The sequence below is a fragment of the Marinoscillum pacificum genome, assembly GCF_024714495.1.
GTDB classification, from domain to species: Bacteria; Bacteroidota; Bacteroidia; order Cytophagales; family Cyclobacteriaceae; genus Marinoscillum; species Marinoscillum pacificum.
This window is the reverse complement of sequence record NZ_JAMZMJ010000016.1, coordinates 1-13,062: the sequence shown is the minus strand read 5'-3', so window position 1 is coordinate 13,062 and position 13,062 is coordinate 1. Positions and strand designations below refer to the sequence as shown.

The following is a 13,062-nucleotide window of genomic DNA, read 5'->3' as shown; positions in this document are numbered from 1 at the left end:
CTAAAAAAAAGACGAAGAAAATCAATTTGACCCCTTTAGGGTAGAGGTTAATCAAAATGATTTGATTACCAACTAAGAATAAAGATACTCAAATGCACTTTGGTATAAGTTTCTACTTTGGAAGTTCTGAATGAGTTGATCAAAAAATGAATTACTACTCAATGTAGCAGAATCACCAACCATCACAAGCAAGTGTCTTGCTCTGGTCATGGCCACATTCATTCTACGTTCATCTGCCAGGAAACCTATCTCTGCATTTGGATTAGATCGCACAAGAGAAATCAACATGATATCACGCTCTTGTCCCTGAAAAGAATCTACCGAATTAATTGTAATGCGTTTCAAGACCTCCTGATCAAGACCAAAATCCTCTAAATACTTACGAAGTATCTCTGCTTGAGCTTTGTAGGGAGCAATTATTCCAATTGTAGGAATTCGATCTTCTCTTGACATCACATCTTCCACAATTTCCTGAAGACGACTCAATACAAATCGAGCCTCTTCTACATTGTAGGTAGACAATGTTTCCTGATTGAGTTTTTCATCAAATCCACATCCAGCAGTATCTATGAATCGAACGGCTTGATCAAACAATGCTCGACGTTGAAGAATGATATCCCCACTTCTCAGCTTGCCTTCATAAAAATGTTCATTAGAAAACTGCATAATGTCATCATGCATTCGATACTGAACTTCCAGCATCACATCAGCACTCCACTGTTCTATGACTCGTCGAAAAATGGTTTGAGATAATCCTTCTTTTGCTGCTTCTAATGACTTTACTGTCGGAGGCAACTGCCAATGATCTCCTGCCATGATGATGCGCTCACTCTTCATGATCGGTATCCATGCTGCAGGCTCCAATGCTTGGGACGCTTCATCAATAAATAAAGTCTTGAAGGTTCTTCCCTTGATGTAGTTACTATTAGTCCCTACTAGCGTACATGCAATCACCTGTGCCTTGTTCAGCTCATCATAGATCATATGATCTTCGAGCATATGGGCTTCATCTTTCAGGCTTCGCGCTTCATCCAGGAGCATTTTCCGCTGTTGACGCTCCGCCTTACCAAAGTTGCGTTTGTACTTTCTCCCCAGATTTCGAAATTCCTCAGCTTTCTTACGAAGCTCCTTGAGCATTTTAGCATCATTATGTTCACTAAGTCTAGCGTCCAAGGTACAAGAAACTACCTCCTCAGTTACTCTGGCAGGGTGCCCAATTCTTAATACTCTTAAGCCTTGTTGTGTCAGTTTTTCAGCTAGCAAATCAACAGCTGCATTACTCGCTGCGGCCACTAGTACTTGCTTCTCTTTCGAAACAGTATCTTTTATTGCCTCTACTAGCGTTGTGGTTTTACCTGTTCCTGGAGGACCATGCACCAAGCCAACATCTTTCGATGCATCAATAAGTGATAGGGCCTTATTCTGACTATCATTTAATCCCGGGTGACGAAAATCAATGAGAGAAGCAAACCTAGGTTCTGTTTCCCCCAATAATATCTTCGTTAGTTCCTTTAGTCGACCCTCTCTAACTGATGCCATGGAAATCATTGTGCGTTCCATTTCGTCGTAGGTGCTCTCATCAAAAAGTAAGTCCACGCCAAGTTTACCTTCATCAATCCAGTCTGGAGCATCATCACTATTGAGAACAAGCGTCATATACTTCTCATTCACACGGCTTATGATTCCTGATGCGCTCAGCTTTCTTTTTTCATCATTCAAAAAAAGACTTGCCGATGAACCCGCTTGAAAGAAGTGTCTATTTTCTGTTTGTGAAGTTCGTTCAAGTTGAAGTACCCATTTCTCACCAGTTCCTAGATAGGACCTATCTACAACTACTGGATACCAGGTTACTCCTTCTCTTTTACGATCTTCAAGAGATCTATTTCTAATCTTATTTTCGTATTGCTTACGATCTTCTACACGCTCCTTCTTGAGCAATTGAAGAAGGTGCAGAAAGTGTTCGGAATGATCCATTCTACTTTTTCAAATACTTCTGAATGGTGGTTTTCAGCGATTCCTTGTCTGCGGAAATATCGGGATCGCTATAGATTTTTAGCATTAATTCAATTAGCACTTCTTCTTCATAACCGATCTTACTGGCTATTCGTGCACAAAACTGAATCTCTTCTTTATATAACCGTCCATCAATTTTCATCAATTGAACTGCATTGTAGATGAACTCATATTTCTCGTCATCCGTGAGGTTATCCAAATCCTCAACCAGGTTTGGATCTTCAAAACAGGCACTCACTTCATCTTGTGACATGCCTAATGTTTCACCGACATTTTTGATCAAATCAATTTCATCTTGCACTACCACTCCATCAACTTTAGCTAGTTGCACTAGTAAGTTGAGTTGAGTTCTTGCCATATTTGTTGCTCGTGCTGCGATAGGAAAGACGGTTTATCGGAGTTCTTGTGAATTAATTTTTAAACTTAATGTAAAATACAGGATGAACAAAATTTTTGTTCCTATGTGGAAAACTCCCATTAGATGAATTTCTTAGCACACATATACCTCTCATTCGAAAATGAGTCCATTCTAATAGGAAATTTCATCGGTGACTTTGTGAAAGGAAAAGCGATGGAAGAATACCCCCTGGAAATTCAAAATGGTATTTCGCTCCATCGAGAAATCGATCACTACACAGATACTCACCCTATTGTAACTGAAACAAAAAAGAAACTTCGACCCACGTTTCATCATTATGCCCCTGTAATTTCAGACGTTTTTTATGATCACTTCTTGTCATCACTTTGGTCTGATTACCACAAAGAGCCATTAGCGGAGTATACCAATTGGGCTTATGATGTATTGAAAAAGAATAAAAAACTGATTCCTCCAAAAGCATGGCACATGTTATCCTACATGTCTCGAGATAATTGGCTCTATAACTACCAATTCATTGAGGGAATAGATCGAGCGTTGACTGGAATGTCCAGACGAACACCCTTTGAATCCAAAATGGAGCAGGCGAGTGATTATTTGGTTAAAGATTACGAGGCCTATAAAACTGATTTCATTAGTTTTTTTCCAGAACTCATTGCACATTGCCAGCAGAAGCTAAATACGTTTAAATAAATGAAGGAAGTTTTGTTCGTGGCAATTGGTGGTGCATTGGGAAGTGTATCCAGGTATTTAACTGGAGTATTTCTAGCTCAGCAACTCACTGGCACCTACCCATACGCTACGCTTTCAGTCAATTTAGCAGGAAGCTTACTAATAGGTCTCTTAAGCGGTTTATTTGTCAAATCCGGATCTCCTATTACTCAATTCATGCTGATTACCGGGTTTTGTGGTGGATTTACCACCTTTTCCACTTTTTCACTTGATGGTGTTAAACTACTTCAAGCCGGAGAATACATTCCTTTTATTTCTTATGTTGGCATCAGCCTCATAGGAGGAATTTCCTTATGCATAGCAGGGTTTTGGCTGTCTGATAAAATCTTCGGATGAAACAATATCGTATATAGGTTGCGTTAATAAGCTATAACACTGTTTTATGGCCGATCATTATCAAACACTCGGTATATCTGAACAAGCTTCACAGGCTGAAATCAAGGCAGCATTCAAAAAATTAGCTGTACAATTTCACCCGGACAAGCACGGAGGTCATTCAGAAATGGAAGAGCGATTCAAAGAGATTAATGAGGCCTATCAAGTGTTATCCAATCCATATGAAAAAGCAAGGTATGATTTAGCCAGACAGTTCGGGAGTACGAGCTACACATCATACACTCCTCCACCTCCCCAGTACCATCATCCACACTCGCACAGACCCAGAAGACCTTACGTTGACCCAAGAATTAATTGGAGAGAAAACTGGATTGCAACAGCCTACGCTTTCGGATTTACTTTTATCATGGCAGTGATTGTAATGTCTGGAATCAGCATCAAGAAGTATTTTGATGAGAAAAAGCTCGAGGAGCGTTTAGCTTTAAGAAGGTCAGTATTTGAACAAGTACAAAAGAACTATGAAGTAGGAAAGGTAAAAGCAGCTCTTACTTCGCTCAATGACTTGGGTGTCTTTACCGATAAGGAGAAAGACATGAAAGAATTCAAGGAACGCGTTTATGTTGAGTTTCTGGATAAAGCAGAAAGAAGCTATAAAAAAGCACAGTACGAAGATGCTATTTATTATTTCGAACTGATCCAAAACTATGGCCCCAGAACCACTTACGTTTTACAAGAACATTTAGCTGACTCCTATAAGAATACAGGTAAAATTGAAGAAGCTATTGCTCAATACAATGAGTTATTGGTGTCCAATTTCAACCTCTTGAACTCATACATGTCACTTGCTCTGATCTATCATATCAATCTTCAAAACCCAACCGAAGCGTTGGTTTATTATGAAAAAGCGAATGAGCATGCCATCAAGCTTTATAAAAGCATGTATGGTAACGCATATCCACTGGTATTAACAGCCAGTGTTATCCCCAAAGAACATTACTTCTTATATACTGGAATGGCTCGAGCATATTTAGAGTCTGGAAATCCTGAACGCGCTATCAAAGCAACAAAATGGAATTTGAATATTTGGCCACAAAGCGCGGAAAATTATGTAACTGCAGCTGAAGGATTTGAACAAATCGGCAATCACCGTAGAGCTTGTAGAACACTAAGAACAGCTCGTGACCTTGGCTATCTTGGGGATTTTAGTTTTAAGTGTAACTAATTATTCTCAGCGAATAAGTTATCCCAATCCCCACCTTCTTTTGAAAGTCGAGTTTCACAACGCTGATCTTTTAACAACGGAAAATCTTCCACTAAAATGAAGTTAGACTTCACTTGCTTCATAGCTTTACGAGACTCAGATTTTAAATTCTTACGCTTGATCGCCTCGATAAACCTTCTGATCTGATCCATATCTTCAAGAATCAACGGAGGAACTTGAGTTAATTTCTCATCGTCATCTTTTGCCACCATGGTGAAGTAGCTGGTATTCGTGTGTTTGATTGTATGATTTTTCACATTCTCAGCAGTCACTTGAATTCCAACCACCAGAGATGTATTTCCCACATAGTTTACCGAAGCCTTCAAATGAACAAGTTCGCCTACTTCTACAGGTTGTAGAAAATCCACTTCATCTACCGAAACAGTTACACAATAAGCGCCAGCATGTTTGCTAGCACAGGCATAAGCTACCTTATCCATCAAAGACAATAGAATGCCTCCATGAATTTTACCACCGAAGTTCGCATAACTGGGAATCATCAGTTCGGTTAAAGTAGTCTGAGAAAATTTGACTGGTAAAGCTTCCATTATCCTACAAAATCGCCGCTATTTTCAGCGCATTCTTTTATTCGTTTCTTGGCTACCAATTTCCAAAATGGCCCTTTGGTAAAAAACAGTTTGAGTTTCACCAACATGTTGTGATTCTCTATTTCAGAAATGGTCATCCCTCCAGGCACGCCAAGCGGTTGAGGAACGTATTCGAATCCCATTTTTCTGGTCACCTCCACTGCACAAGGGTTTCCAAATAAAATACCCTTCGAATCCTTGACATAGATATATTCAATCACTTTTCTTTTTGGTCGGTTTTTTGCCCTATTGGCCTCATAACCGGGCTTTATATTTTCCGTAGGCGTATGCTTTTTCCAGTCATCTTTCTTAGACTTCTGAGCATATGCAACCGTACCCATCAAAAAAATGGTGAATATCATTACATATAATCGCATGTACATATATCGCACCTTACCTGTTTGAACCATAAATATAGTGATCTTACCTATCTTTGGCAGCTTATTGATTAAGAACTGAGAATCAACCAAATGAAGCAACTAATTAGCTTTCTACTTAGAAGAGTACCAAGAAAATATCTTCAGCTTGTAAGCCACTATGGTTTACGCGTTGCAGCACTGTTTTACAAAGGCAATAATGTACAATGCCCGGTATGTGATTCTACCTTCAGAAAGTTCCTTCCATACGGTCGTCAATCACGTGAAAACGCACTTTGCCCAAGCTGTTTAGCACTAGAAAGACACCGTTTAATTTGGTTATACCTAAGAGATAGAACTGACTTCTTCACCAAAGAAAGAAAAATGCTTCACATAGCTCCCGAGCTATGCTTCATCGATCGTTTCGAAAAATTGGATAATCTAGATTATATCACGGGTGATATTGAATCTCCTTTAGCAAAAGTGAAAATGGATATTCATGAGATTCCATTTGAGGAAAATACATTTGATGTAATCTTCTGTAACCACGTTTTAGAGCACGTAGATAGTGACATCAAGGCTATGCAAGAAATGCGTCGCGTGTTGAAACCAGGTGGATGGGCAATTCTTCAGGTTCCCTTCTTTTATCCACTTGAGGATGAAACATTCGAGGACAAATCAATCACATCTCCTACTGAAAGAGAAAAAGTCTTTGGACAAGATGATCATGTACGTATGTACGGTAAAGATTATGCAAAAAGACTGGCAAGTGCAGGCTTTAAGGTGGTAGAAGAAAAAATGGTAATGGAGTTGCCGAAGGAAGAAGTAAAACGATATGCCCTTCCTCAAGACGAGATCATTTACAGAGTAGAGAAATAAGTAAGCTTAATAAAGCTCGATGTATTTAGTATTCGGGTTTATTCCTCTGAGTTTTCTAAACCACTCATAGATAAGGCCATATCCGTACCCAAACAATTGCAAGAACGCAACCAAAGGAGAAAGCACTCCAACCTTGATGGATTTGGTTTTAAGTAGAGCTTCCAGGAATATTAATGTAAAATATGCCAGATAACACATTGCACCAAAATAGCCTAGTAGAAGTTGAGCTGCTGACAATAATAAACTTAAAATCAATCCAAGGCTAAAAACGGTTGGGAATAGGTGAACAACACCAACCTGCCCTTTGTGAAATCTGGATAAATTGATTCGAGCTCTACCAAAGTATTTTAGCTGTTTGTAAAACTTGGTCAGACTTGTTCGTCTTTTGTGATAAACGAATGCATCTGGAATAAGAGCTGTTTTGAAGCCTTCTTTGAGTATACGAGTGCTAAACTCCATGTCCTCTCCCATAAATGGGATGATATACCCTTTCGTTTGTTCCCAAACTGCTCTACTAATCCCCATATTAAAACTTCGAGGATGATACGTCCCAATATGTTTTTTATTCCCTCTTATTCCTCCAGTAGTGAAAAAAGAAGTCATTACGTGGTTGATAGCCTTTTGGGTTACAGTGAATGATTCATGTGCAGCATCTGGGCCTCCGTAGGCATCCACATTATTCTGTATTAAAAACGCATCAACGCTCGCTAAATAATGTGGCGGAATCAAGCAATCAGAATCAAATACAATGAAGTATTCGCCAATAGCCCGTTCATAACCATAATTCCTTGCAAACCCTTGACCACCATTCTCTTTGACGAAATACTGTATGTCAAGCCTTGAGGCATATTTGGATATGACATCTTTACAATCAACTGTCGAGCCATCTTCAACTATCACGACCTCAAAATCCTTGAAAGTTTGAGAAGTTAGAGTCTCTAGAAGTTCATCTACTTCGTCTGGTCGATTGTATACAGGAATTACAATAGAGTACTTAGGCATCGATGCCAAGATTTTCTGAAATTAGGTAATCATTCTTTTTAGGATTAACCTGTATGATCATTTCTGCTAGGAAGCCAGCAAGGAACAGTTGCGTACCCAAAATAATAGCAACCAGAGCAATAAAAAATAAGGGCTGATCAACTACATCTCTTACTGGCAAATGATGTGACAATGAGTATAATTTATCACCAATTAAAAAACCTGTCACCACTATTCCGAATAAAAAAGAAAGGGTCCCAAGAGTTCCGAAAAAGTGCATAGGATTCTTTCTGAATCGAGTCACAAAACTCACGGAAATCAAATCTAGAAAGCCATGCACAAAACGTTCTAGTCCAAATTTAGTAGTCCCAAACTTGCGTTCTCTGTGTTGTACTACCTTCTCTCCGATTTTATAAAAACCACTCCACTTCGCTATCAATGGAATATAGCGATGCATTTCGCCATATACTTCTATATTCTTCACCACATCTCTATGATAGGCCTTGAGGCCACAATTGAAGTCATGAAGTTTAATTCCAGATACCATTCTGGTTACCCCGTTAAAAAATTTGGAGGGAATAGTTTTGCCTAATGGATCATGTCTTTCTCTTTTCCATCCAGACACGAGTTGATAGCCATCTTCTTTGATCATTTTGATCAAACCAGGTATCTCGTCTGGGCTATCTTGTAGGTCGGCATCCATGGTAATGACCACTTCACCATTGCACGCTTGGAATCCAGTCTGCAAAGCTGCTGACTTTCCATAATTACGATTAAATCGGATTCCCTTAGCACGAGAATCCGATTTTCTTAAATTCATGATTACACTCCAGGAAGCATCACTGCTTCCATCGTCCACAAAGAGCACTTCAGTTGTTATTGAATGTTCGTCAACGACTCTACAAATCCATTCAAACAACTCAGGAAGTGATTCTTCCTCGTTATATACTGGTACTACAATACTAAGGTCAAGTGCTTTTTGTGTCACAGGTGTTGATTATTCAAAGTCAGGTTCGCTTTTCTTTACGATAGCGCCAGTGATAAGTGAAATGATTAGGTAAAAAATGATCAAGATACCATAGCCCTTTAAAAGGCCTCCAAAAGTATAGCTATTAGGAGCATCCTCTCTTACTTTTTCAAGAGCCTCATCCATTGCATCACTTGGTGTTCCGAAATTCTCCAACATTGTCCTTGTTTGCTCAATAGTAGCATCCGTTAGAATCTCCGGTAACTCAGGGTCAATGACATTATACAGTAGAGCACTGAATAATATCCCAATAAAGCCTGAAATTAAAAGCAAAACAAATCCATGTAAAAACCCTTCTTTAAACGTAAGATAGCCTTCCTCTTCTTTTCGATATTGTAACCCAAAATAGATAACCAATCCAAGATTGATCACTAGTAAACCAATACCAAACCACCATTTGATAAACAGAGTTGGATCAATTACATAAACGATTAGGTTAATGATGATCCCAAATACTCCTACATAAATTCCTGATTTTACTGCATTTTTCATTGTACAATTAGTTAGGTTGTTTCCTTAAAATTATCGATATAACCGGTGTTATGAAGAATCCGGCTATGATTTTTTTAACCGTCGATTCTTGAATCAAATCCCATTTGGTGACATGCTTTATCTCCTCCAATTGAAGTTGATACATGTCTTCACCAAACTTATCGATAAAAATCTCCGATCGTTCTTCAAGGAACTTAGTCGCAGCAGATTGGTAATTTATTACAGCATCCGCATCAAAATTGTAATAAAATATTTGCCCTGACAAGAAAATAGCAGAGCCTAGAGCGTAGACAATGAAACCAATAGTCATCCCTTGCCAAAAATGAAGTATACCTCCATTCTTATAGGTCTTATAATCTTTCTCCGCAAAGAATACGAATAACCCGATTAACACAAGGTCAACGAACAAATGCCCAAGATCTATTTGTGGATTAACCCCTAGCCAGAAAGATAAATGATAGATCACTATCATAAAGACTCCTGCTAGAAGTGCAAATTTTAATGTAGACTTAAAAATCATGAATTAATGATTAGTTCTTCGCCATTAATAACAGCAAGACACTTTCCTTTCATTATTTTGTTGAATTGCGGTGAGTTGATAGATCGAGATGGATTAATCGATGCATCAAATACCCACTCTTTATCCAGAGATATTATGGCGAGTCTAGCTTTGGCTCCTTTTTCGATTTTTACTGGATCAAATTTTAAGACACCTCTTGGTCCATTTGTCACCTTATCGAAAAGAACCTCCAGATCAAGTGAGGCTGAAAGACTCAAAAGATCGCTCATAAATGAAGGAAGTGAACATATACCAGCTGTTGAAAGATCAAATTCCAAATCCTTACTTTCTGGATCTTGAGGATTATGTGCTGAAACAATCGCGTCTATCACTCCTGTTTCCAATCCTTTGAGCAGTGCTTTTCTATCTTTCTCTGATCTAAATGGAGGATCAACCTTATAATTGGTATCATAATCCATCAAATCTGAATCAGTGTAGATCAATTGATGAATAGATACATCACATGTCACATCTAATCCATCTTTCTTAGCCTTCTTGATCAATTCCACTCCTTTTGCTGTAGATATTTGACTAAAGTGAAGCCTCCCTCCAGCATAAGAAAGTATATCCAAATCTCTTTTAATCGCAATTTCTTCAGATATTGAAGGTTCACCATTCATACCCAATATAGTACTCACTTTCCCCTCATGCATCTGCGCAAACTGAGACAAGTGGATATCCTTAGGGTGATTAATTATCAACCCCTCAAACTTCTGAACATATTGTAGAGCCTTTAATAAAAGCTCAGTATTGTATATGGTATTCAATCCATCTGAAAATGCAACTGCACCAGCATTCTGCAAATCCAGAATCTCAGTTAAGTTTTCACCTTTGCACCCCTCACTTATAGCTCCAATAGAATGCAATTCAACACCGTTGGCTGATCCTCTTTTGATGAATTTTACATCACTTTTGGATTCAATAACCGGTTCAGTGTTTGGAATAACACATACATCAGTAAAACCACTAAAACTTGCTGACTTGGTTCCTGAATACAAATCCTCGCGGTGTTCTGAACCTGGTTCAGTGAAATGAGCATTCAAATCAAACAAACCAGAGGTAACGATACATCCTTCGAATGAATGATCATATTTCGAAGATATGTTTTTAGCTATTTCAGTGATCTCACCATTTTCAATGAGTACATCAACCTCTTGCTGATGAAATGATGAGTATTTATCAAATATTTTGGAGCCTTTAAGTAAAATCTTCATTTAAGAAATCTCAAAAGAATTGATTCAATAAGAATGAATGACAGGGCCAAAAGTAATGCATATTTCCATAAGGATTCAGACTCCTTATTCATATTAAACGAGGCTGAAGATAAAGCATTCGTATTAATTGGATAATATGAAATATGTGCATTCTCATTAGCTAATCTTGACAACTCTTCAGGTGAATGTGTATGAATATCTGATTCACTTAATGAGTAGTTAAAAGCAAATACTCCCAAAGTGTCACTATCATTTGTGAGATAATAAATTCCTGGCTCATTCATTTCTTCAGGAATTTCTAATGTCAAACCTTGAGTACTAAACCTATATGAGGGAATGAATGAATTGTCTACTGAACTTAATTTCAAAATTCCATTATTAACAATACTGTCCACTCCAATTTGCACATACTCTTCATCCAATCGATGAAACAATGGATCTTGTATGTTCTTTTGAGCCAGCCGATACATAATAGGTATGAATAAGGCATGTTTCTGAAAATTGGTATAATCATCAGACAAAGGTGTGTTCAACAAGTACATCGAAGTATTTCCAAAATGGCTAAGTACAGGTAAACCTTCATTCGTTTCAAGTAATTTTTCAAAATATCCCGTCAAATTAAATATCGTCCGAAACTGTGGAAGACTTGCTCGATTAGATAAATCTCTTGTGAAAGCTCCTGCTAAAAAAGGATGTTCTAAACTCTTCGCATTTAAGGGTTGCAATCGTTCATTTTCATTTAAAGAAATTCCAACTGACAATAACTTCTGATATGAATCAACTTCGGAATGGCCAGAAGGAATAACCAGGACCTTACCCTTTATTAACCCAATCTGACTAAGTAACCATTCCGGCAACACAGATAACTCAGAAAGAATCAGTAGATCAACATTCGACAACCTACTCAACGAAGTAGCACTGATATATTCTCGTGTAAAATTGAAATAATCACGATTACTATAAAGCTTCGCTACAAAATCTCCTGTTTGAGACTTTCCTTCCTCCACTAAAACCACGTTAGCTTGGCTTGGTTTAATAATATTAAAATGAAATTTATTATCAAAGACAACAGGAGCATCTGCAAGTTCCAGTGTGTAAGCACCATATATACGATCACCCGTTTCCAAAGACATTTCTATACGTGTCCGTCCTTCAGCTACTAGGTTAAATGTTTGACTAGCTATTTGTCTATCCCCTCGCTTCAATTGAACTAGACCATCAGAAATTTCCATTCCTCCTGAATTGCCCAGTTCAATCAATAACTTTTGAGTTTCAGCCTGACTACCTCCAATACTTAGCCATACACTATCAATAAAAACATTGCTCTGTTTACCCGGGATTAATTGATATAATTCAAAGCTGCTACTAGTATCCTGTTCTATAATACTAAGCTCGAATCCATTTTTTTGGAAATCAGAAATTAATGATACTTTATCACTACCATACAATTCCTGCTTATCAATAATTGCTCCTACATTTACGCTACTTGAAGAAAATCGCTGTAGTTCAGAAATATCAGATTCAACCCCAGTGTAATTCATAATCGCATCATTGCTCATCAACCTCACGGACTGCAGTTCATCTCCAATAATAGTCTCTAAACTATTAGACGCAATAAATAATAACGGTTCCCCAGTATTATCAACTTGTTGCATACTAAGAGAATTATCAAAATAGACCAAAGAAGAACCAATAGCTATTTCATCTCCCTTTTCCAACGTTGGTTGAGCAAATGCTACAATTAAAAAAAACAGAAACAAGAGTCGACTTATTAGAACAAGGAACTTCTTGACAGTAGAAGAGGATTGTTTTTGCTCTTTTATTTCTGAAAGAAATGCAAGGTTTGAAAAAAGTACCTTCTTATATCTTCTAAAACTAAATAAATGAACTATCAGAGGAATGATTAATAAACATAATCCCCAAAATGCCTGTGGGTTTAGAAAAGTCATCTAGCTATTATTTCCGATTCAATCAAAGGTATATTGAAAGAACGTATTCTAAATGATTTGTATGTGATAATAGAAGACAGACTTGAGCTTCACCATGAACTATTTTATATAGAACAGTACAGCCTCTAAAAAGTATATAAACAAAAAAAGGGTAGTTCTAAAAAGAACTACCCTTTATAATAAGCTGGCGACGACCTACTCTCCCACATGTTACTGCAGTACCATCGGCGCTGGTGGGCTTAACTTCTCTGTTCGGAATGGGAAGAGGTGGACCCCACCGCAATAATCACCATAAAGTCT

At 37.9% G+C, this 13,062-nt stretch carries 14 protein-coding genes and 1 rRNA gene; 4 read left to right on the top strand and 11 right to left on the bottom strand.

Features of this window, described 5'->3' with window-relative positions:
- Positions 1-72: 72 nt before the first annotated feature.
- Positions 73-1,974, bottom strand: a complete 1,902-nt coding sequence (locus NXS00_RS23550; RefSeq protein ID WP_258101745.1) for an AAA domain-containing protein — start codon at positions 1,972-1,974, stop codon at positions 73-75.
- Position 1,975: 1 nt separating this feature from the next.
- Positions 1,976-2,371, bottom strand: a complete 396-nt coding sequence (locus tag NXS00_RS23545) for a TerB family tellurite resistance protein (RefSeq protein WP_258101744.1) — start codon at positions 2,369-2,371, stop codon at positions 1,976-1,978.
- A gap of 123 nt (positions 2,372-2,494) precedes the next feature.
- Between NXS00_RS23545 and NXS00_RS23540 the strand changes: the two genes are divergently transcribed.
- From NXS00_RS23540 to NXS00_RS23530, 3 genes are read left to right on the top strand one after another with little or no spacing between them, the layout of a single operon-like run.
- Entirely contained in the window at positions 2,495-3,082 is a 588-nt protein-coding gene (locus NXS00_RS23540) for an acyl carrier protein phosphodiesterase (protein WP_258101743.1), read from the top strand.
- The gene (crcB, locus tag NXS00_RS23535) at positions 3,083-3,457 is read left to right on the top strand and encodes a fluoride efflux transporter CrcB (RefSeq protein ID WP_258101742.1); all 375 of its coding nucleotides are present in this window, start codon (positions 3,083-3,085) and stop codon (positions 3,455-3,457) included.
- 46 nt (positions 3,458-3,503) lie between these two features.
- Positions 3,504-4,679 (top strand): J domain-containing protein, encoded by a 1,176-nt coding sequence (locus NXS00_RS23530; RefSeq protein WP_258101741.1) that lies wholly within the window; start codon positions 3,504-3,506, stop codon positions 4,677-4,679.
- On the opposite strand, the gene NXS00_RS23525 is transcribed toward NXS00_RS23530, so the two are convergent.
- Together NXS00_RS23525 and NXS00_RS23520 are read right to left on the bottom strand one after the other, a co-directional pair.
- Positions 4,676-5,266 (bottom strand): acyl-CoA thioesterase, encoded by a 591-nt coding sequence (locus NXS00_RS23525; RefSeq protein WP_258101740.1) that lies wholly within the window; start codon positions 5,264-5,266, stop codon positions 4,676-4,678. The genes NXS00_RS23530 and NXS00_RS23525 overlap by 4 nt on opposite strands.
- Entirely contained in the window at positions 5,266-5,667 is a 402-nt protein-coding gene (locus NXS00_RS23520; protein ID WP_258101739.1) for a hypothetical protein, read from the bottom strand. Before NXS00_RS23520 ends, NXS00_RS23525 begins: the two co-directional genes overlap by 1 nt.
- 108 nt (positions 5,668-5,775) lie before the next feature.
- On the opposite strand from NXS00_RS23520, the gene NXS00_RS23515 reads away from it, so the two are divergent.
- Complete coding sequence (locus NXS00_RS23515; RefSeq protein ID WP_258101738.1) at positions 5,776-6,540, top strand: class I SAM-dependent methyltransferase; 765 nt, start codon at positions 5,776-5,778, stop codon at positions 6,538-6,540.
- 6 nt (positions 6,541-6,546) lie between these two features.
- Here NXS00_RS23515 and NXS00_RS23510 read toward each other — a convergent pair whose 3' ends face one another.
- The 7 genes from NXS00_RS23510 to rrf form a co-directional block, all read right to left on the bottom strand.
- Positions 6,547-7,542, bottom strand: coding sequence for a glycosyltransferase family 2 protein (locus tag NXS00_RS23510; protein WP_258101737.1), 996 nt, complete (start codon positions 7,540-7,542; stop codon positions 6,547-6,549).
- Positions 7,535-8,509 (bottom strand): glycosyltransferase family 2 protein, encoded by a 975-nt coding sequence (locus NXS00_RS23505; RefSeq protein WP_258101736.1) that lies wholly within the window; start codon positions 8,507-8,509, stop codon positions 7,535-7,537. The genes NXS00_RS23510 and NXS00_RS23505 overlap by 8 nt, the downstream gene beginning before the upstream one ends.
- Before the next feature lie 9 nt (positions 8,510-8,518).
- The gene (locus NXS00_RS23500) at positions 8,519-9,040 is read right to left on the bottom strand and encodes a DUF4199 domain-containing protein (protein ID WP_258101735.1); all 522 of its coding nucleotides are present in this window, start codon (positions 9,038-9,040) and stop codon (positions 8,519-8,521) included.
- Positions 9,041-9,047: 7 nt separating this feature from the next.
- A complete protein-coding gene (locus NXS00_RS23495; protein WP_258101734.1) occupies positions 9,048-9,560 on the bottom strand; it encodes a DUF4199 domain-containing protein in 513 nt (170 codons plus the stop codon).
- Complete coding sequence (locus NXS00_RS23490) at positions 9,557-10,813, bottom strand: dihydroorotase (protein ID WP_258101733.1); 1,257 nt, start codon at positions 10,811-10,813, stop codon at positions 9,557-9,559. The genes NXS00_RS23495 and NXS00_RS23490 overlap by 4 nt, the downstream gene beginning before the upstream one ends.
- Positions 10,810-12,762 carry a BatA domain-containing protein gene (locus tag NXS00_RS23485; RefSeq protein WP_258101732.1) on the bottom strand — a complete coding sequence of 651 codons (1,953 nt, stop codon included), beginning with the start codon at positions 12,760-12,762 and terminating at the stop codon, positions 10,810-10,812. Before NXS00_RS23485 ends, NXS00_RS23490 begins: the two co-directional genes overlap by 4 nt.
- Before the next feature lie 182 nt (positions 12,763-12,944).
- A 5S ribosomal RNA gene (gene rrf, locus NXS00_RS23480) occupies positions 12,945-13,056 on the bottom strand.
- Between the last annotated feature and the right edge of the window lie 6 nt (positions 13,057-13,062).

What these genes read in the sequence shown, in the direction of transcription:
- NXS00_RS23530 (WP_258101741.1), top strand. Translation starts at nt 3,504, where the DNA reads ATGGCCGATCATTATCAAACACTCGGTATATCTGAACAAGCTTCACAG.
- crcB (WP_258101742.1), top strand. Translation starts at nt 3,083, where the DNA reads ATGAAGGAAGTTTTGTTCGTGGCAATTGGTGGTGCATTGGGAAGTGTA.
- NXS00_RS23510 (WP_258101737.1), bottom strand. Translation starts at nt 7,542, where the DNA reads ATGCCTAAGTACTCTATTGTAATTCCTGTATACAATCGACCAGACGAA.
- NXS00_RS23490 (WP_258101733.1), bottom strand. Translation starts at nt 10,813, where the DNA reads ATGAAGATTTTACTTAAAGGCTCCAAAATATTTGATAAATACTCATCA.
- NXS00_RS23545 (WP_258101744.1), bottom strand. Translation starts at nt 2,371, where the DNA reads ATGGCAAGAACTCAACTCAACTTACTAGTGCAACTAGCTAAAGTTGAT.
- NXS00_RS23515 (WP_258101738.1), top strand. Translation starts at nt 5,776, where the DNA reads ATGAAGCAACTAATTAGCTTTCTACTTAGAAGAGTACCAAGAAAATAT.
- NXS00_RS23485 (WP_258101732.1), bottom strand. Translation starts at nt 12,762, where the DNA reads ATGACTTTTCTAAACCCACAGGCATTTTGGGGATTATGTTTATTAATC.
- NXS00_RS23520 (WP_258101739.1), bottom strand. Translation starts at nt 5,667, where the DNA reads ATGATATTCACCATTTTTTTGATGGGTACGGTTGCATATGCTCAGAAG.
- NXS00_RS23550 (WP_258101745.1), bottom strand. Translation starts at nt 1,974, where the DNA reads ATGGATCATTCCGAACACTTTCTGCACCTTCTTCAATTGCTCAAGAAG.
- NXS00_RS23525 (WP_258101740.1), bottom strand. Translation starts at nt 5,266, where the DNA reads ATGGAAGCTTTACCAGTCAAATTTTCTCAGACTACTTTAACCGAACTG.
- NXS00_RS23540 (WP_258101743.1), top strand. Translation starts at nt 2,495, where the DNA reads ATGAATTTCTTAGCACACATATACCTCTCATTCGAAAATGAGTCCATT.
- NXS00_RS23500 (WP_258101735.1), bottom strand. Translation starts at nt 9,040, where the DNA reads ATGAAAAATGCAGTAAAATCAGGAATTTATGTAGGAGTATTTGGGATC.
- NXS00_RS23495 (WP_258101734.1), bottom strand. Translation starts at nt 9,560, where the DNA reads ATGATTTTTAAGTCTACATTAAAATTTGCACTTCTAGCAGGAGTCTTT.